This window comes from Bradyrhizobium sp. WSM2793, from assembly GCF_000379585.1.
Taxonomy (GTDB): Bacteria; Pseudomonadota; Alphaproteobacteria; order Rhizobiales; family Xanthobacteraceae; genus Bradyrhizobium.
The window spans coordinates 263857-281083 of sequence record NZ_KB902768.1 but is presented as its reverse complement, the minus strand read 5'-3'; the positions used below and the strand labels follow the sequence as shown (position 1 = coordinate 281083).

Annotated in this window: 19 protein-coding genes and 1 pseudogene; 6 read left to right on the top strand and 14 right to left on the bottom strand. The window is 65.9% G+C overall.

Annotated features, from left to right (window positions below; translation table 11 throughout):
* Positions 1-40 precede the first annotated feature (40 nt).
* From A3AS_RS0101250 to A3AS_RS0101230, 5 genes are all read right to left on the bottom strand, one after another.
* Complete coding sequence (locus A3AS_RS0101250; protein ID WP_018315785.1) at positions 41-433, bottom strand: FixH family protein; 393 nt, start codon at positions 431-433, stop codon at positions 41-43.
* A gap of 101 nt (positions 434-534) precedes the next feature.
* A complete protein-coding gene (locus A3AS_RS0101245) occupies positions 535-897 on the bottom strand; it encodes a hypothetical protein (RefSeq protein WP_018315784.1) in 363 nt (120 codons plus the stop codon).
* 131 nt (positions 898-1028) lie between these two features.
* Complete coding sequence (locus A3AS_RS0101240; protein ID WP_018315783.1) at positions 1029-2006, bottom strand: tripartite tricarboxylate transporter substrate binding protein; 978 nt, start codon at positions 2004-2006, stop codon at positions 1029-1031.
* Between the two features lie 72 nt (positions 2007-2078).
* A complete protein-coding gene (locus tag A3AS_RS0101235; RefSeq protein ID WP_018315782.1) occupies positions 2079-2984 on the bottom strand; it encodes a VOC family protein in 906 nt (301 codons plus the stop codon).
* A gap of 16 nt (positions 2985-3000) precedes the next feature.
* Complete coding sequence (locus A3AS_RS0101230) at positions 3001-3993, bottom strand: zinc-dependent alcohol dehydrogenase family protein (protein WP_018315781.1); 993 nt, start codon at positions 3991-3993, stop codon at positions 3001-3003.
* 112 nt (positions 3994-4105) lie between these two features.
* Between A3AS_RS0101230 and A3AS_RS0101225 the strand changes: the two genes are divergently transcribed.
* From A3AS_RS0101225 to A3AS_RS0101215, 3 genes are all read left to right on the top strand, one after another.
* Positions 4106-4807, top strand: coding sequence for a GntR family transcriptional regulator (locus tag A3AS_RS0101225; protein WP_018315780.1), 702 nt, complete (start codon positions 4106-4108; stop codon positions 4805-4807).
* A 92-nt stretch (positions 4808-4899) separates the two neighbouring features.
* Entirely contained in the window at positions 4900-5763 is an 864-nt protein-coding gene (locus tag A3AS_RS0101220; protein WP_018315779.1) for a fumarylacetoacetate hydrolase family protein, read from the top strand.
* Positions 5764-5771: 8 nt separating this feature from the next.
* Positions 5772-6350, top strand: a complete 579-nt coding sequence (locus tag A3AS_RS0101215) for an amino acid synthesis family protein (RefSeq protein ID WP_018315778.1) — start codon at positions 5772-5774, stop codon at positions 6348-6350.
* Between the two features lie 18 nt (positions 6351-6368).
* On the opposite strand, the pseudogene A3AS_RS0101210 reads toward A3AS_RS0101215, so the two are convergent.
* From A3AS_RS0101210 to A3AS_RS0101190, 5 genes and pseudogenes are all read right to left on the bottom strand, one after another.
* Positions 6369-8256, bottom strand: a pseudogene (locus tag A3AS_RS0101210) (TRAP transporter large permease subunit).
* Positions 8253-9278 carry a TRAP transporter substrate-binding protein gene (locus A3AS_RS0101205; protein ID WP_018315777.1) on the bottom strand — a complete coding sequence of 342 codons (1026 nt, stop codon included), beginning with the start codon at positions 9276-9278 and terminating at the stop codon, positions 8253-8255. Before A3AS_RS0101205 ends, A3AS_RS0101210 begins: the two are co-directional and overlap by 4 nt.
* Before the next feature lie 160 nt (positions 9279-9438).
* A complete protein-coding gene (locus tag A3AS_RS0101200) occupies positions 9439-10449 on the bottom strand; it encodes a transketolase family protein (protein WP_018315776.1) in 1011 nt (336 codons plus the stop codon).
* The gene (locus tag A3AS_RS0101195) at positions 10446-11291 is read right to left on the bottom strand and encodes a transketolase (protein WP_018315775.1); all 846 of its coding nucleotides are present in this window, start codon (positions 11289-11291) and stop codon (positions 10446-10448) included. The genes A3AS_RS0101200 and A3AS_RS0101195 overlap by 4 nt, the downstream gene beginning before the upstream one ends.
* 20 nt (positions 11292-11311) lie before the next feature.
* Positions 11312-12073 carry an SDR family NAD(P)-dependent oxidoreductase gene (locus tag A3AS_RS0101190; protein WP_018315774.1) on the bottom strand — a complete coding sequence of 254 codons (762 nt, stop codon included), beginning with the start codon at positions 12071-12073 and terminating at the stop codon, positions 11312-11314.
* Between the two features lie 132 nt (positions 12074-12205).
* On the opposite strand from A3AS_RS0101190, the gene A3AS_RS0101185 reads away from it, so the two are divergent.
* On the top strand, positions 12206-13123 hold the full coding sequence (locus A3AS_RS0101185; RefSeq protein ID WP_049814764.1) for a LysR substrate-binding domain-containing protein: 918 nt from the start codon (positions 12206-12208) through the stop codon (positions 13121-13123).
* On the opposite strand, the gene A3AS_RS48835 is transcribed toward A3AS_RS0101185, so the two are convergent.
* Complete coding sequence (locus A3AS_RS48835; protein WP_245283121.1) at positions 13107-13304, bottom strand: hypothetical protein; 198 nt, start codon at positions 13302-13304, stop codon at positions 13107-13109. The genes A3AS_RS0101185 and A3AS_RS48835 overlap by 17 nt on opposite strands.
* Complete coding sequence (locus tag A3AS_RS0101180; RefSeq protein ID WP_245283120.1) at positions 13304-13966, bottom strand: MBL fold metallo-hydrolase; 663 nt, start codon at positions 13964-13966, stop codon at positions 13304-13306. Before A3AS_RS0101180 ends, A3AS_RS48835 begins: the two co-directional genes overlap by 1 nt.
* A gap of 97 nt (positions 13967-14063) precedes the next feature.
* Between A3AS_RS0101180 and A3AS_RS0101175 the strand changes: the two genes are divergently transcribed.
* On the top strand, positions 14064-14936 hold the full coding sequence (locus tag A3AS_RS0101175; RefSeq protein WP_018315772.1) for a LysR family transcriptional regulator: 873 nt from the start codon (positions 14064-14066) through the stop codon (positions 14934-14936).
* Here the strand turns inward: A3AS_RS0101175 and A3AS_RS0101170 are convergent.
* Both A3AS_RS0101170 and A3AS_RS0101165 read right to left on the bottom strand, forming a co-directional pair.
* On the bottom strand, positions 14920-15681 hold the full coding sequence (locus A3AS_RS0101170; RefSeq protein WP_018315771.1) for a hypothetical protein: 762 nt from the start codon (positions 15679-15681) through the stop codon (positions 14920-14922). The genes A3AS_RS0101175 and A3AS_RS0101170 overlap by 17 nt on opposite strands.
* Before the next feature lie 14 nt (positions 15682-15695).
* Entirely contained in the window at positions 15696-15884 is a 189-nt protein-coding gene (locus tag A3AS_RS0101165) for a hypothetical protein (protein ID WP_018315770.1), read from the bottom strand.
* A gap of 253 nt (positions 15885-16137) precedes the next feature.
* Here A3AS_RS0101165 and A3AS_RS0101160 point away from each other — a divergent pair, with 253 nt between their 5' ends.
* Entirely contained in the window at positions 16138-17112 is a 975-nt protein-coding gene (locus A3AS_RS0101160; RefSeq protein WP_018315769.1) for a DUF2336 domain-containing protein, read from the top strand.
* The last annotated feature ends 115 nt before the right edge of the window (positions 17113-17227 follow it).

The following is a 17227-nucleotide window of genomic DNA, read 5'->3' as shown; positions in this document are numbered from 1 at the left end:
GGACAGAGAAGTTCGGACGCCGCTCGCGGCGTCCGCACGCTCACTTGGTCGCCGTGACGATCACCTTGCCGGTGACGGTCTCGGGCTCGCCCTGGACCTTGGCCGACAGCGTGACCTGGTAGCGGCCGGCCATCGGCAGGTCCGTCCGGAAGGCGTAGACGCCCGGCTCTTTCGACGGCAGCGGCGCTACCGCCGATTCCATCTCGGCCATCCCGTCCGGGGCCATGTCGACGCGGGTCTTGAAGATGACGGCGTCCGCCACCGGCTTGCCGGTCTGCTTGTTGGTCAGGCGAACCGAGAGCGTAACGTCGTCGCCCTTCTTCATTTGCGTGGTGACGGCCTCGAAGGCGTAGTCGCCGGCGCCTGCCATCGCCGCGGAGGCGGCAAGCGAAAGGGTGGCGGCGAGCGCCGCGGTGGTGAATTTGGAAAGCATTGTCCTGTCCTCATGATCTGATCTTTCGCCGCGGCGCATGGCGCGCACGCGTCAGTCGTCGTCGCGCGCAAACGTGCTGCGCGCGTTCGGCTGTTGCGAGATCAGATTCGAGGAGGTCGGAAGGGAGGACTGCTGCCGCGGACGGAGACGACCTGATCCTCAGGGATGGCGATCGTGCTTACCGCTACGGCGAAATGCCCGAAGGCGACGGGCCTGATGGCATCGAGCGCGATGGTGCCGCCGACGCAGCAGAAGCCCATCCCGCATTTGTAACCGCCGGTCTGGAACGGCGTCCCCATGTCGGGGCAGCAATCGTCCATCGCCATGTCGCCGGCCGCGCTCATGTGCATGGTCGCCTGCATGTCGTCCGACGACATGGCAAGGCCGGATGCGGACGCGCCAACGGGCAGCATCGCCAGGGATATGGCGATTGCGAATGCCAGGATGGTACGAACGAGGCGCATCTTTATCGAGTTACCTTATCAAGGTCGCAGCGTATCCCTCGTAGCATATCCCAGTGCCGGTGGCGCTTGTTGATCCGGATCAAGCATTCGTGAGCAGGGCCAGCCGGTACCGGCCCTGCCGCCGGCCCGGCTCAGATCTTCGGGATCTTCGCCCGCTCCACCACGCCGGTCCATTTGGCGATCTCGGTCCCGATCAGCTTCTTCATCTCCTCCGGCGAGCTGCCGCGGACCTCGCCGCCGACGGCCGTCTCCAGACGCTGCCTGAGCTCGCGACCCCCGAGCGCCTCCAGAGTCGCGGCATTGAGCGCGGCGATGATGGCAGGCGGCGTTCCCTTGGGCGCCAGCAGGCCGGCCCAGGTGCGCACGTCGTAGCCCTTGATGCCGGCTTCCTGCACGGTCGCAACATCAGGCAACAGCGCGGTGCGCGTCGGCGAAGTCACGGCCAGGCCGCGGATCGCGCCGCTCTGGATCTGCGGAGCCAGCAGCACGGGCGTGCCGACGATGACGGGAACGTCGCCACCGAGCAGCGCGGTGACGGATTGGGAATCGCCGCGATAGGGCACGTGCACGATCTCGATGCCGGCGGTGGCGTTCAGCAGCTCGCCGGCAAGATGATGCGTGCTGCCGAAACCAACCGATCCAAAGCTGAGCGAACCCGGCTTTGCCTTCGCCATGTCAATGAGCTCACCCAGCGATTTTGCGGGGTAGTCGTTGCGCACGGCGATGACGAGCGCGTAGTAGACCAGCGTCGAGATCATCTCGAAGCTCTCGGCCGGCTGGTAGGCGAGGCTCTTGTAGGTCGCCGCGGAAATCGCGTGCGCGCCGGTGACGAGGCCGAGCGTATAACCGTCGGGCGCCGCCTTGGCGACCGCATCCGCCGCGATGTTGCCGCCGGCACCCGGCTTGGCCTCGACGATGATGGGCTGCCCGAGCTTCTTCGACAGCCCGTCGGCAATGATGCGCGAGAGCGTGTCGGCCGCGCCGCCGGCGGCAAAGCCGTGCAGCAGGCGGATCGGGCGCGACGGATAATTGTCCGCCGATGCCGGGATGGTCGCGAGACAACCACCAAGCAGAAAAATGGCCGCAGCAAGCCGCTTCATCCGACGCATGGATGCATCCTCCCTTTGATTGTTATGTCGTTGGCCGCGCGTGCGGCGATCTTCCGTTAGAACTCAAATCCGCTAGCGCGCGAACTCCGTGCATTCAGGCGATGGCGGCATGCCCCAGACGTCGCGCGGCAGCCCGACCCAGACTTTTGGCCGCTGCGGACGATCGCGATGCCAGGGACGCGGCTCGAAATAGCCGAGCTCTTCGTTCACCATCCGGTCGAGGTCATGAAACAACTCGACCAGATGCCCATCGGGATTGCGGTGATAGATAGCCGTGTTGTGGCCCGGGCCGTGACGCACCGGTCCCCAGAGCACCGGGAGCTTGTGACGCGCGAGATGGTCGCAGGCCCGATGCATGTGCTCGGGACCCCGCAGCTCGAACGCAAAATGATGCAGACCGCGGCCAGGCGCGAGCGCGAAATTCAACGTGTGATGCTCGAAGCCGCTGCGCATGAACACGAAGCGATCCTCGATCCAGTCGGAGACCCGCAGCCCCATTACGTTCGCGTAGAACTCCGAAGCGGCTTTGGGATCGGGCGTGCGGAGCGCGACGTGGCCGAGCTTGGCGACAGCAAGCCCACCGATCCGCTCCTGGGCGGGCGTCGGCGTCCAGCCCTGGATCAACTCGAAACGTGTGCCTTCGGGATCGCTAAACGACAGCAGCCGGGACACACCAGGCAAGGGATCGCTCCGAAGCTCGGGCCGCAAGTCCGCCTGCTTGAGCGCGGCGCCCAGCGCCTCGATCTGGACCTCCGGGGAGATCTCAAAGGCGATGCTGCTCAGCGCGGCATCGCCGGGCTCGATCACGAGCGAGAGCTGCTCGGAATCGCTGGCGAGGAACAGGCGGTTGCCATCGCGGGCCACGAGGCCAAGTCCAATCACGCCGCGATAATAGTCGAGCAGCCGCTCCGGATCGGGCGAGGTGAAGGTCGCGTGTCGCAGCCGCGTGAAGCGTGCAATGGGTGCTTGTGTGCTCATCGTGCGGTTCACCCCCTCATGGAATCATGATGATCTTGCCGAGCGCGGAGCCCTGCTCCAGCAGCGTATGGGCCTTCCTGACCTCGTCGAGCTTCAGCACCGCCGAGATCGCCGGCTTGATCGCGTTGCGGCTCAAGGCCTCGATCACGCTGCGCATCAGGGCACGGCGTCCGTCACGATCGTGGTCGTAGATGTGGAAGGAGAAGCAGCGTATCGCCGGACAGATGTCGAGATGATCGCGCATCGCCGCCATCAGATTCTCTTCCGGCAATCCGGCGAAGGCGTTGTAGGACAATAGCGTGCCCCATTTACCGAGCGCGCCGAGATAAGAGGTGAACTCGGGACCGCAGACGTGATCGAGCACGAGGCCGACGCCCTCGCCCTTGGTCAGTTCGCGGGTGCGCGCCACGACATCCTCGCTTCGGTAGAAGATGACATGATCGGCGCCGTTCGCCCTGGCGAATGCAGCCTTCTCTTCGGTGGAGACCGTGCCGATGACGGTCATCCCGGCAAGCTTGGCCAGTTGCACCAGCGCCGTGCCGACGCCGCCGGCTGCGCCGATCACGAGCGCGCTTGCGGGCGCGCGGGGATGACGGCATTCGTGCAGCAGTGCGTAGGCGACCTGATAGTTCGACAGGCACACGGCCGCCTGCAGATCGACATTGTCGGGCAGCGCGTGCACGGCATCCGCGGGCGCGACCACGTAATCGGCGTAGCAGCCGCCGCGCTGGGCCAGATCGCGGGCGCTGAGCAGCACCTTCTGGCCGAGGGCAAGTCCCTCGACGCCGGACCCGAGCGCAGAAATGCGCCCCGCAACATCGTTGCCGGGATTGGCCGGCAACGGCGGCATCCATTTGTAGACGCCGCGCCGGATCAGCACGTCGGGCTGACCGACCCCGAACGCCTCGGCCCGGATTTGCACCTGGCCGGCTCCGGGCACAGGCACCGGAAGCTCGACCACCTCGAGTGCATCCGGCCCACCCGGCTGACGCACCAGCACCGCCCTCATGACTTCACGTGCTCCCTAGACCAGATTTTCGAAAATCATACCGTTTACGAAAATTATTGCAAGATGCTCGTTAGCGCGGCATGTTGAGGCATCGATTCAGCGACAGATCCCCATGCCCGAGAGCGCCATCCGCCCCCGCAAGGAATTCGGCAAGACCATCGCCGCCGACATCACGCATCGGCTGCGCGAGGAGATCATTGCCTGCGCGCTTCCGCCCGGCGAGCCGCTGCGCTTCGACGTGCTGCGCGAGCGGTTCGGCGCGAGTTTCACGACGCTGCGCGAGGCGCTGACCGCGCTCGCCGCCGAAGGCCTGGTCGACGCCCAGGAGCAGCGCGGCTTTCGCGTCGCGCCGGTCAGCCGCCGGGATCTGGTGGAGGTCACCGATGCGCGGGTGCTGATCGAGATGGAATTGATCCGCCGCTCGATCGAGCGGGGCGATGACGACTGGGAAATCGCGGTGATCTCCACCCTGCACAGATTGAAGCGAATCGAGCAGCGCGATCCCGAGCATCCCTTGCGTGATCCCGAGTGGAAGATCGCGCATCGCCAGTTCCATCAGGCGCTGGTCTCCGCCTGCGGCTCGGCGACGCTGCTCGCCATTCGCGCCGAGCTGTTCGATCGGGCCGAGCGCTACCGGCATCTCTCCGCCAATTTCCGGCCGCGCCCGCGCGATAAGGCCGGCGAGCACCAGGCGATCATGCAGGCCGCCATCTCGCGCAACGCGGATCTCGCCGTGCAGCTGATCGAAGCGCATATCCGCTCGACCTCCGACAACGTCGCCAAATACGCCGGCCATCTGCTCGACGCCGAATAGGCGAGCTGCATTTTCACGCGGCGGGCTTGCGCCCGGCTTCATTTTCGAAAATAATACACCCTATCGAAAATAGGAACCCTTGGGGCGAAACCATGAAGCTGCTGTCGTTCTTGGACGGAAATCGGGAAAGCTGGGGCGCCGTTGTCGAAAACCGCGTGGTGGATCTGGGCCGCGCCCTGCCCCGGTACCCGACGCTTGCGGACTTTCTCGGCAGCGATGACTACGCCAGGCGCGAGGCGATCGTCGCCGGGCACAAGCCGACGTTGGCGCTGAGCGACGTCAAATATCTGCCGGTGATTCCGCGGCCCGAGAAGATCGTCTGCGCCGTGCGCAACTATCTCGACCACCACAATGAAGCCGTGGCGTTCGGCATGAAGCGCGAGATTACGGAATTCCCGCCGATCTTCCTGCGGGTCTGGCGTTCCCAGGTTGCGCACAACGCGCCGGTGATCCGGCCGAAGGTCTCGGACAATTTCGACTGGGAGGGCGAGCTCGCCGTCGTCATCGGCAAGGGCGGCCGTCACATCAGCCAGGCCGACGCATGGAATCATGTGGCGGGCTATTCGATCTACAACGACGTCAGCGTGCGCGACTGGCAGCGCCACGCCCAGCAAATCGCTTCGGGCAAGAACTTCGTCGGCACCGGCCCGTTCGGACCGTGGCTGGTCACGCCGGACGAGATCGGCGATCCCACCAAGCTCAAGCTCGAAACGCGCGTCAACGGCGCGACCGTGCAGTCCTCCGACACCTCGATGCTGATCTTCTCGATCCCGCGGCTGATCGAATATTGCTCGACCATTTTCGATCTCGTCCCCGGCGACGTCATCGCGACCGGCACGCCGGCCGGCGTCGGCTTCACCCGCAAGCCGCCGATCTTCCTTAAAGCCGGCGATGTGGTCGAGGTCGAGATCGAGAACATCGGCGTGCTCAGCAATCCCGTCGTGAACGAAGCGTAGGGCCGCCGATGTCCTACGATATTCGCAAGACCGCGCTCGGCGTCGAGACCATCTGGCATGAGCGCGGGCCCCGGCTGGAAAAGCCGCTGCTGGTCGGAACCGCCGTCGCGGTGATCCGCAATCCCTTCGCCGGCCGCTATGAGCCGGACCTGATGCCGTTCCAGGCGTCCTTGCGTCAGCTCGGGCGCGAGCTTGCGAGCGCGCTGATCGCACAGCTCGGCGGCGCCGAGCGCATCGAAGCCTATGGCAAAGGCATCATCGTCGGCGAGGACGGCGAGCTCGAGCAAGGCGCCGTCTGGCATGAAGCCGGCGGCCATGGCATGCGCGAGGTACTGGGCCAGCCGAAGGCGATTGTGCCGGCCGCGAAGACCATCGGCGGTCCCGGCACGCGCCTGATGGTACCGCTCGGCCACATCCATGCCGCCTATGTCCGCAGCCATTTCGGCACCGCGGAGATGACGCTGTGGGATGCGCCACGGCGCGACGAGATCGCCTTCGGCCTCGTGATGGCGACCGGCGGCCGCCCCCACGCGCGCATCGGCGGCCTCAAGGCATCCGAGATCTCCGTGCATGACGGGCAGCGCTGAGCGCCGCCCGTCTCCGCGTCACAGGAAGCCGGTTGAGATCCACGGAATTGCCGCGACGATCAGCGTGCCGATCAGCAGGGCGACGATATAGCCGGCGATCGGCCTGATACCCTCGTCGGGACTGATGCGGCTGATGGCGCAGGCCGCGTAATAGCCGACGCCGAATGGCGGGGCGAACAGGCCGATGCCCATCGCGAGCACGACGACCATCGCGTAGTGCACTTCGTGCACGCCGACCTGGCGGGCGATCGGAAACAATAGCGGCCCGAACAGGACGATGGCGGGGATGCCTTCCAGCACGCTGCCCAGAATGACGAAGGCGAGGATGGTCACGCCGAGAAAGACAGGCGTTCCGCCCGGCAGAGCCGTCATGAACTTTGCAAGCGATGCCGAGAAACCCGATTGGGTGAGAGCCCACGCCATCCCTGTCGCAGCGCCGATGATCAGCAGGATCGCGCCGGAGAGTGACGCCGTCTCCACCAGCATCGGATAGAGCCGGCGCCAGGAGAACTGGCGATAGATCAGAAGCCCGGTGAGAACCGAGTAGACGATGCCGATGGTCGACACCTCGGTCGCGGTGGCGACGCCCTCGACCACTGCGGCGCGGATGACGAAGGGCAGCGCCATTGCCGGAATGGCAATGACGAAGGCGCGGCCGATCTCCCTCCCCGTCGCCCGCTTCACATGCGACAGGTCCTCGCCCCGGTATCGCCACCAGACCACGGCGCAGAGACCGACGGCGAGCACGATGCCGGGCAGCAGCCCCCCGGTGAACAGAGCCGCAATCGACACTCCCGTCACCGAGCCGATGGTGATCAGCACGAGCGACGGCGGAATGGTCTCGGTCTGGGCCCCGGTCGCCGCGAGCAGCGCGACGAGATCACCGGGCCTGGCGCCGCGCTTGGTCATCTCCGGAAACAGCACCGGCGCCACGGCGGCCATGTCGGCCGCCTTCGAGCCGGAGATGCCCGACACCAGGTACATCGCGCCGACCAGCACATAATGCAGGCCGCCGCGCACGTGGCCGAGCAGGCTGGCGAGAAAGCCGACCATGGCCCGCGCCATGCCGGTCATCTCGATCAGCAGGCCGAGGAACACGAAGAGCGGCACAGCCAGCAGGATCAGATGGCTCATGCCCCATGCGCCCGATGATGACCACATCGGGCGTATTCGTCGTCAGCGCCAGATAGCCGACGGTAGCAAGACCGAAGGCAAAGGCGATCGGCACCGCCGCTAGCACCATGGCGCCGACGATGACCACGAAGAAGATCAGCAGGTTGAGATTGCCCAGCGGTTTCAACACCGGCGCGATGAGAACGAGCGCGGTGATGATGCCTGCGACGAGCACCGCGGCCGCGAGCAGGCTGCGCAGGCTCGAGATGCGGGCGAGCCGCAGGACCGCCGCGACCAGCATCAATCCGATGCCGACGGGTAACGCGGCAGCCCGCCAACTGTTGACGATTTCGAGCGCCGGCGTCGTGACGAACACCTCGTCGGCTGCGAACTCGTAGGCGGGATGGATCACCAACAACAGGAACGCCAGCGATGCCGCGGCGGCAACGACGTCCAGGAAGGCACGTGCGCCGGGACGGAGCATGCCAATGATGGCCGTCATCCGCATGTGCTCACCGCGCTGGAACGCGATCACCGATCCCAGCATGGCGAGCCACAGGAACAGGATGCCGGCGAGCTCATCGGCCCAGATGATCGGAGCGTGAAAGACATATCGCCCGACGATGCCGGCCGACAAAACGACGATCTCGGCGAGCACCAGGAGTGCCGCCGGGATCGCAACCACATGACCAAGCACCCTGTTGGCCGCGACGGCCCAGCGGTGCACACCGGATTGAGGCACTGCGACCGCGGCGCCCTGATCGATCCCAGGCATATGGTTGATCGCGGTCATGACAGCTTGCCCGCCGCTTTCTCAAGCTGAGCCCAGGCCTCATCGCCGAACTTGGCCTTCCAGTCGGCGTAAAAGCTGGTCTTGGCCAGGGCCTGGCGGAACGCGCCGCGGTCGACGTCGATGAACTGCATGCCTTTTGCGGTCAGATCGGCGCGCAAGGAATCGCTGAGCTTGGCAACGTCCGCACGCTCGTCCTTGGCGGAGCGATCCAGCTCGCGCGTCACGATCCCCTGCACATCCTTCGGCAGCTTTTCGAAAGCGCGCTTGTTGCCGAGGATCCAGTAATTGTCCCAGACGTGTCCGGTCAGGGAGCAGGTCTTCTGCACCTCGTACAGCCGGGCCGTCGCGATGATCGGCAGCGGATTTTCCTGACCGTCGACCACCTTGGTCTGGAGCGCGGAGTAGACCTCGTTGAAATTGATCGGCGCGGGGCCTGCCCCCAGCGCCTGGAACAACGATGTCAGATTGGGGGCGGCCGGCACGCGCAGCTTGAAATTCTTGAGATCGTCCGGTGTCCTGATCTCGCGACCAGAGGACGTGACGTGGCGGAAGCCGTTATCCCAGGGGCTCGACACCGCCATGATCGGCGTCCGCGCGATCTGCGCGCGGATATAGGCGCCGAGCTCGCCATCCATCGCCTTCCAGACCGCGTCATAGTTCGTGAAGAGAAAGCCGAGGTTGACGATGCCTGCAGCCGGCACCAGCGTCGCGAGGATCAGCGAGGACAGGTTGAAGAACTCGACGCCGCCGTTGCGGACCTGCGTCAACAGGTCGGTATCCGACCCGAGTTGGTTGGCCGGAAACAGGTTGATCTCGAGCCGGCCGCTCGTCGCCTCGCGAATGCGGTCGGCCGCTTCCTTGGCGCGGATGTTGACGGGATGCGTCGGATCCTGCCCCGTCGCGAGCTTGTAGGTGAATTCCGCGGCCGAGGCCGGGCGGGTGAGAATGGCACATAGCGGCACCGCGGCGCCGGCCATGAGCAACTTGCGGCGGCTCAGGGTTATCGGCTTGCGCAAGGTCATCGTTTCCTCCTGTCGAGCGTGGATTGGTTGATCTAAAGGCGGCTCTTCACCGCCCGTGTTGCTGCTGGCCGGCTCTCGATGCGCCGGCATTGGACAGCAGCCGTCGTTCTTCGCAGCGGCGCTGCGAAGCATGTCGGTCGTGGATCGGGAGGGCGGGCTCCTAGCGCAGCCAATCCTTGATCTGCCGCTTCACTTCCGCAGTCGAGATGCCGTAGCGGTCGTGCAAGCTCGGCAGCGCGCCGGCGGCGAGAAACTCGTCGGGAAGTCCGATCTGGCGGAACGCGGGATGAACCCCCGAGCGCATCAGCAGCGTCGCCACGGCCTCGCCGAGCCCGCCGATCACGGTGTGGTTCTCGGCGACGACGACGAGGCGGCCGGGCTTGCCCGCTTCGCGCAGGATCGCTTCGGTGTCGAGCGGCTTGATGGTCGGAACGTGCAGGACCGCCGCACCAATGCGGTCATCCGACAAGGCCTGGGCCGCCTCCAGCGCGCGCATGGTCATGATGCCCGAGGAGATGATCAGGACGTCGCTGCCGTCACGAAGCAAGGCTGCCTTGCCGAGCTCGAACCGGTAATTGTACTCGTCGAGCACCAGCGGCACCTGGCCGCGCAGCAGGCGCATATAGACCGGCCCGCGATGCGCGGCGATCGCCGGCACGACCTGTTCGATCTCGTGCGCATCGCAGGGATCGATCACCGTCATGTTCGGCATCGCACGGAACAGGGCGAGATCCTCGGACGCCTGGTGGCTGGGTCCATAACCCGAGGTCAGGCCGGGCAGCGCGCAGGCGATCTTCACGTTGCGGTCTTCTTCCGCAATGGTCTGGTGGATGAAGTCATAGGCCCGCCGCGAGGCGAACACCGCGTAGGTCGTTGCGAACGGCATGAAGCCTTCGGCGGCGAGCCCCGAGGCTGCGGCGAACAGCAGCTGCTCGGCCATGCCCATCTGGTAGTAACGATCGGGGAAGGCCTGCGCGAAGATATGCAGGTCGGTGTATTTGCCGAGATCGGCGGTCATCCCGACCACGTCCCCGCGGCTGCGGGCGAGCTCGACGAGCGCGTGGCCGAAGGGAGCGGGTTTGGTGCGCTGGCCCTCCGCCGCGATCGAGGCGATCATGGCCGAGGTGGTGAGGCGCGGCTTTGCCGAAGGGGTGGATCCTGCGGACTTCATGGCTGGTCTCCCGCGTTCAAGGCCGACAGCGCGAGCTGCCATTCATGCGGCTCGACGCGAATGAAATGGTTCTTCTCGCGCTGCTCCAGAAAGGGAACGCCCTTGCCCATCAAGGTGTCGGCGACGATCATGCGAGGCTTCGGCTCGGCATGCGCCGTCGCGGCATCGAAAGCCCCCACCACTGCATCGAGATCGTTGCCGTCGACGCGCTGCACGAACCAGCCGAACGCCTCGAGCTTATCGACCAGCGGCTCGAAGCCGAGCATCTGCTTGGAGGGACCGTCGGCCTGCTGATTGTTCACGTCGACGATTGCGATGATGTTGTCGAGCTTGTGATGGGCCGCAGACATGATGGCTTCCCATTTCGAGCCCTCGTCGAGCTCGCCGTCCGAGAACAGGGTGAATATCCGCGCCGCCGAGTTCTTCCGCTTCAGCCCGAGCGCCATGCCGACGGCGATGCCGAGGCCAAGGCCGAGCGAGCCGCCGGACATCTCCATGCCCGGGGTATAGGAGGCCATGCCCGACATGGGCAGTCGGCTCTCGTCGAAGCCGTAGGTTTCGAGTTCAGCCTCGGGAATGATCCCGGCCTCGATCAGCGCCGCATAAAGTGCAATCGCATAGTGTCCGTTCGACAGCAGAAAACGGTCGCGGCCTTCCCAGACCGGATCTTCGGCGCGAAAGCGCATCGCGTGGAAATAGGCCACCGCCAGCACGTCGGCGATGTCGAGCGCCTGGGCGATATAACCCTGGCCCTGAACCTCGCCCATCAGCAAGGCGTTGCGGCGGATGTTGCGGGCCCGCTGTGCGAGCGTCGGCGCGTTTGTGAGCGTCGGTGTTGCCATGATCGTTCTCCCCTCCTCGGCTAGTGGATCAGCATGCCGCCGTTCACATCGATGACCGCGCCGGTGACATAGGCCGACAGGTCCGAGGCGAGGAAGGTGTAGATACCCGCGACGTCGGTGGCCTCGCCGAGGCGGCCGAGCGGTATGCCCTCGAGGATCTTCGTCCGCATCTCGTCGGTGAGCTTGCCTGCGGTGATATCGGTGCCGATCAGGCCCGGCGTCACGCAATTGACGCGGATACCGTCGGGCCCGAATTCGCGAGCCATTGCCTTGGCGAGTCCCAGCACGCCGGCCTTCGCCGCCGAGTAATGCGGTCCGCCGAAGATACCGCCGCCGCGCTGCGCGGAGACCGACGACATGCACGCGATCGACCCGCTCTTGCGCTTCTGCATATGCGGGATCACGGCCTGCGACAGGAACAGGATGCCCTTGAGGTTGACGTCCTGGATACGGTTCCAGTCTTCAGGCGTGATGTCGAGAAGCTTCACCGGCTGCGTCACGCCGGCATTGTTGATGAGGATGTCGATCTGACTGAACCGAGCGATGACCGCTTCAACGGCCTTGATGCAGGCCTGCTTGTCGGTGACGTCCAAGGCGAGGCCAAGATGCGGCTCGCCAGTGCCGGATTCGAGCCCGCGCGCGGCGGCTTCCGCGGCCGAACCGTCGATGTCGAGAATGGCGACCCGCGCCCCTTCGGCCGCAAAGCGGCGGGCCGTTGCAAGGCCGATGCCCCGCGGCGAGGCCGCTCCGGTGATGATGGCTGTCTTGCCGCGTAGCAGCATTGTGATCCTCCCTGAACGGCTGTTGCCGGCACCGACGGCGCCTTGTTCTTGACCCGTTGATTATGCCCCTGCCCCGTCTCCGACAAACGCGCTGTTGTCTTGCATAGGTGAATTTGGTTCACTCGTCGGATGCTGCTGTCCAGTATTCCGATATCGTCCATCCGCGCGTTCGAGGCGGCCGCACGCACCGGCTCGTTCCGGGATGCGGCGAACGAACTTCATTTGACGCCGAGCGCGGTGAGCCACGCCATCCGCAAGCTCGAAAGCGCGATGGGCACGATATTGTTCGAGCGGAGCGCCCGCGCCGTCCGTCTAACGCCGGCGGGCGAGAACCTGATGCGTCATGCCGGCGCCGCCTTCGACAATCTGCGGCGCGGGATCGAAGAGGTCGCGGGCCGCGGCCCGCAATTACTCAGGGTGCACTGCGCGCCGAGCTTTGCCGCGCAGTGGCTCGCCCCGCGCCTCGCCCGTTTCATGGCCGCAGAGCCCCAGCTCGAGGTCCGGCTCGCCGCCAGCACGGAATATGCCCGGTTCAGCAACGACGATTTCGACATCGACATCGTCTACGGGCAGCCGAGAGCCGAGGGTGTCGAGGTCATTCCGCTCGGCGAAGAGATCGTGACGCCGCTCTGCACGCCCGAGCTCGCGAAGAAGATCCGCAAGCCGAAGGACCTGCTCGATCAGGTGCTGATCCGCTCGGAAGTGAAGCAGGTGCAGTGGCACCAATGGTTCACCGCCAACGGACTCGAAGCGCCTGCCATTCACGGCATGCGCTTCGATCGCAGCTTTCTGGCGATCGCGATGGCGTCGAGCGGCCTCGGCGTGACGCTGGAGTCAACCCGGCTTGCCGAACGCGAGATCGCCACAAGGCGGTTGGTTGCCCCCCTCGCCGGACGCTCCGTCGACATCCGTTATATCGGCCATCACCTGGTGTTCCCGCGCGCGAGCCAGCAGCGGCGACCGATCCGCGTATTCGCCGAGTGGATCACGCGGGAGGTGGCGGTCGCCGGGCCGGTCTCAGGCCGATCGAGAGTCAAGTCGACGGGCTGACTGCTCGGGCTTTGATCGCTCCGTGGATCCCGCACCGGCAGCGCTCGTAATCCGCGGGGTCGTGGCTGTTGACGATCGTCACGCGATCGCCGTGATCGCGCTTCAGCGCGCGCAGCCGTTCCTGGTTGGCGATCCGCATGTCGCGGTCCATGTCGCCGCGGCGTTGGAAGTAGCCGAGCATCAGGGGCACGCGCGGCGATGCGGCGAGCTGGGCATGGTGGAAGTAACTGTCGCCGGCAGCAACCAGCCATCGCCCGAGCGCACCGCGATGCCGCAATGGCCGAGCGTGTGGCCGGCAAGCGGGATCATCAGGATGTCCGCCTCCTTGTCGCCGAGCGCGCGCACGCCCTTGAAGCCGAACCAGTCCTCGCCGGCTTCACCGTAGAATTGCCAGCGCGGACCGTGGCTCCACTGCCCCGTGACATAGCGGCCTTCCGGAGGCGCGGGCTTGCGCAGCACCGCCATGTCGTATTCGGCGCGGTGGACGTGGATCGCGGCATCGGGAAAGTCGGGCACGCCGCCGGCATGATCGCGGTCGAGATGCGTCAGCAGCACGTGACGCACGTCGTTCGGTGAATAGCCGAGCGCCCTCACCTGCTCGGCCGCCGTCTCCGCGGGATCCAGCTTTGGCGCGGTCTGCCGCACCCAGCGCCGCCCCAGCCGCTCAGGCGAGGCGATGTCATCGAGGCCGATCCCGGTGTCGACCAAAGCCAGCCCGTCATTCGTCTCCATCAGCAGGCAGTGGCAGACCAGGCGGGCGCGCTGGAACAAGCTGCCGCTACCGTTCACCAGGCGGCGGCCGATCGGGCACATCGTGCCGGTGTTGAGATGGTGGATCTTCATCGCGTATCCCTGCCGGTGTTCGTGAGCAGGACGCTCTTGTCATGGCTCGATCCATAGGTAAACTATCGAATATTGATATTATCTCTAGGCCAATCCTATGGATATCCGCGAGCTTCGCTACTTCGCCGCCGTCTACCGTGAGCGCAATCTGACCGCGGCGGCGCGGGCCTGCTTCGTGTCGCAGCCGTCGATCTCGACTGCGATCACCAATCTGGAGGCGGAGCTCGGCACCACGCTGTTCATTCGGCACAAGAAGGGCGTCGCGCCCACTGCCTCGGCCGAGCAGTTTCACACCCTCGCCCGCCGCATCATCGACGAGACCGATGCCGCGCGCAGCCTGTTCAAAAAGCCTAGCACGAAGACCACGGTGACGCTGGGCCTGATGCGCACGCTCGACGTGCCCCGGACCATCGCGCTCTTGAAGCCCCTGACGGCGCGTAGCGACATCGCGCTTCGCCTCGTCGGCAGCGACGAGCGCGCAGACGCGCGGATCATCGCCAAGACCATGGTGCGCGATGACGAGCATTTCGTCGCGCTGTGGAGCGAGCGCTATGTCGCCGCGTTGCCGCCGTCGCACCCGCTGACGCTGAAGGACAAGCTGCGGACCGCCGACCTTGCCGGCGTGCCGCTGATCGATCGCTGCCATTGCGAGCAGAGCGCATTCTTCGGCCGCAATGCGCAGCGGCGCCAGACCGCGGCGATCGCACAGTCGGAAGACTGGGCCATCGCGCTGGTCGCCGCCGGTGTCGGCATCGCCATCGTCCCGGAAGGCGTGGCGAAGGGCAATCTTGATGTCGCGGTCCGCGAGATCGAGGTCAAGGTGAAGCGCGAGGTCGGCCTCGCCTACCGCGCCTCGATGCCGCTGGCGGATGCGCTGAAGGAGTTTGTCGGGAAGCTGCAGAAGCAGCGGCGGCCGGATCGAACCAAGCGCCGGGTCGGCGCGCGCAAAAAGCTCAGCCCTTCGAGATGACCGCACGCCCATAAGGCGGTTGTGCCTGGACCGGCGGGTTGGCGGTCTGGGCGGCGAGCTCGCCGATCAGGCGGTCGGCGTCGGCGGCCATGCCGTCGGGAGCGTGGATCACCAGGCGCTCCAGTGCCCAGCGATAGGAAGAGATGCGCTGCTCCAGGCATTGCTGCACCCACTGCACGATCAGCGAGTTCTCCTGCATGCGCGCCACCGCGTCGTCCCTCTCCCTCGGCGAGAGCGCGGAGACGCGCGCCATGCTGGCGTCGCGCTTCCGGTCGAGGTCGATGACGCGGATCGCGGACGCGAAGAACGGCTCGAAGCGGGTGATGTCGTTGCGCACGTCCTCGATCAGCTGCGCATAGCGCGAGGAATGCGAGCGGTGCGGCTCGTCGATCAGTGTGCGACCATACATGGTACGGTCGAACACGATCTTCTGCCGCCAGGGCGAAGGCATCGCCTTGTAGTCGCCGAACACGCTCTTCCATGCGGGGCGTGACAGCGGCGGCTCGATCATGGGATAGGCGAGGTCGCGCAGCTGGCGCTCCTCGTCGGTGAGCTGGAATTGCGACGGCGTCAGGCCGACGCTGCCGGTGGCTTCGGCCCCTAACCAGCGATGCATGTCGTCGCTGCGCATGTCAGCGCGGGTGCGGCCGAAATCGCCGCCGCTGCACGCACCGAGCGTCACAGCCAGCAGCGTGAGCAGGGCGGCCGATAGAACAGACCGGATCTGGCGGATAGTGTCCGGCATTGCAAAGCCCGAAATCAGCGACGGCGACGACGGCGCCCCGGCGCTGTGCCCTGCTCCGGCCCGTGATCGCCGCTGGTTTCGTCTGCCTCGCGCTCGATACGGATGACGGGAAGGATCAGGATCGTTCCCATGTCCGCGCGCGGAGCGACATCCCCCGACGAGCCCACCCGACGACCGGCCGGAAATTCAATGATGGTCCCCATGTCAGCTCTCTTCAATTGCCGCGCGACCAGGCGCGCTCATGCAACATGCATTCATTAAGATCAGTTCATGGTTAACGGGGTGTAAACGTCGCGGTCGGACCGTAACCGCACGGGCCGGCCGCGACGTCCCGCTGCGGCACGAGATCGCTTCAAATCGAGCGTTCGGCTTCACGCCTCGTTTTCCTTAACGAGCCTTTAAAGGAGCCTGCGATAGGCTGGCGAGCAGTATCTCTTCCAGGTCGCGTATCTCTCCATGACCAAGTCGCTGTTTCCCGGATTCGACGGGCTGATGTCCCTCTCCCGTCGCGAAGGCGTCGATGTTCGGCCGACGCTGCTGCGCGTGCTGACCGACCTCTATGTGCAGACGCGCATCCACAGCGACGACGAGCAGCGCCAGTTCACCGAGCTTGCAACGCGGCTGATCGACCAGGTCGACGATGCGACCCGCGCAGCCATCAAGGCCAAGCTCGCAATCTATCCGTCGACGCCCGTCCCGGTCCTGCAGAAGCTCGGGCTGGTCGCCGCGCAGGAAGGCCGCAGGGTTCCGCTCGCCCGCGAGATCCCCACGCCCGCACCCGCCCCCTCGCCGGCCCGCACGCCGACCGACGCCGAGCTGCGCATGGCCGCCAACATGGCGATGCAGCCGACGGACGCCGCCGAGATCCACGACATGTTCTTCCACGCCGGCGCCTCCGAGCGCGCGCTGATCCTGCACAACCTGGCGCAGACCCCGCTGAAGGCCGCGCCCCGCATTCCGACCGTGCGCGCCAAGCGCGCGATTCAGATCCTGGAGATGGCGGCGATCGCGGGCGACGTCGACAATTTTACCCTCGAGCTCGGCGACAGCCTGATCCTGCCCTCGCGCGTCGCGGCCCAGATCGTCGACGATGCCGGCGGCGAGGCGCTCGCGGTCGCCGCGCGCGCGCTCGACATGCCGAGCCCGAACTTCCAGCGCATCCTGCTGTTCTTCAAGCCGGAGATCGGCACGTCCGTGAACGAGGTGTACCGGCTGTCGCGGCTCTACGACCGCCTCAGCGACCGCTCGGCACTGGTCATGCTGGCAGCCTGGCGCGGCTCGACGCTGGCCGTCACGCGTGCAAAGTACCAGCCGTCACTGCACGATGGCGAACGCCAGCGCGCCCGCGCGGGGGCAAGCCAAACGCGGCCGGGCGTGCAGCCCGGCGCGATGCCGCGCCGCACCGGCACCGACGGGTCATCGGATCGGTAGCGCAGACGGTTTAGCCCGTAGCCCGGATGGAGCGCAGCGTAATCCGGGTCTCCGTCACTCGTGGCGGAAGTCCCGGATTACGCTTCGCTCCATCCGGGCTACAAGGCTGGGTGTC

What these genes read in the sequence shown, in the direction of transcription:
- A3AS_RS0101230 (WP_018315781.1), bottom strand. Translation starts at nt 3,993, where the DNA reads ATGAGGGCGGTGCTGGTGCGTCAGCCGGGTGGGCCGGATGCACTCGAG.
- A3AS_RS0101245 (WP_018315784.1), bottom strand. Translation starts at nt 897, where the DNA reads ATGCGCCTCGTTCGTACCATCCTGGCATTCGCAATCGCCATATCCCTG.
- A3AS_RS0101200 (WP_018315776.1), bottom strand. Translation starts at nt 10,449, where the DNA reads ATGAAGTCCGCAGGATCCACCCCTTCGGCAAAGCCGCGCCTCACCACC.
- A3AS_RS0101175 (WP_018315772.1), top strand. Translation starts at nt 14,064, where the DNA reads ATGGATATCCGCGAGCTTCGCTACTTCGCCGCCGTCTACCGTGAGCGC.
- A3AS_RS0101225 (WP_018315780.1), top strand. Translation starts at nt 4,106, where the DNA reads ATGCCCGAGAGCGCCATCCGCCCCCGCAAGGAATTCGGCAAGACCATC.
- A3AS_RS0101235 (WP_018315782.1), bottom strand. Translation starts at nt 2,984, where the DNA reads ATGAGCACACAAGCACCCATTGCACGCTTCACGCGGCTGCGACACGCG.
- A3AS_RS0101160 (WP_018315769.1), top strand. Translation starts at nt 16,138, where the DNA reads ATGACCAAGTCGCTGTTTCCCGGATTCGACGGGCTGATGTCCCTCTCC.
- A3AS_RS0101215 (WP_018315778.1), top strand. Translation starts at nt 5,772, where the DNA reads ATGTCCTACGATATTCGCAAGACCGCGCTCGGCGTCGAGACCATCTGG.
- A3AS_RS48835 (WP_245283121.1), bottom strand. Translation starts at nt 13,304, where the DNA reads ATGCTCGGCTACTTCCAACGCCGCGGCGACATGGACCGCGACATGCGG.
- A3AS_RS0101250 (WP_018315785.1), bottom strand. Translation starts at nt 433, where the DNA reads ATGCTTTCCAAATTCACCACCGCGGCGCTCGCCGCCACCCTTTCGCTT.
- A3AS_RS0101220 (WP_018315779.1), top strand. Translation starts at nt 4,900, where the DNA reads ATGAAGCTGCTGTCGTTCTTGGACGGAAATCGGGAAAGCTGGGGCGCC.
- A3AS_RS0101170 (WP_018315771.1), bottom strand. Translation starts at nt 15,681, where the DNA reads ATGCCGGACACTATCCGCCAGATCCGGTCTGTTCTATCGGCCGCCCTG.
- A3AS_RS0101190 (WP_018315774.1), bottom strand. Translation starts at nt 12,073, where the DNA reads ATGCTGCTACGCGGCAAGACAGCCATCATCACCGGAGCGGCCTCGCCG.
- A3AS_RS0101180 (WP_245283120.1), bottom strand. Translation starts at nt 13,966, where the DNA reads ATGAAGATCCACCATCTCAACACCGGCACGATGTGCCCGATCGGCCGC.
- A3AS_RS0101165 (WP_018315770.1), bottom strand. Translation starts at nt 15,884, where the DNA reads ATGGGGACCATCATTGAATTTCCGGCCGGTCGTCGGGTGGGCTCGTCG.
- A3AS_RS0101195 (WP_018315775.1), bottom strand. Translation starts at nt 11,291, where the DNA reads ATGGCAACACCGACGCTCACAAACGCGCCGACGCTCGCACAGCGGGCC.
- A3AS_RS0101205 (WP_018315777.1), bottom strand. Translation starts at nt 9,278, where the DNA reads ATGACCTTGCGCAAGCCGATAACCCTGAGCCGCCGCAAGTTGCTCATG.
- A3AS_RS0101240 (WP_018315783.1), bottom strand. Translation starts at nt 2,006, where the DNA reads ATGCGTCGGATGAAGCGGCTTGCTGCGGCCATTTTTCTGCTTGGTGGT.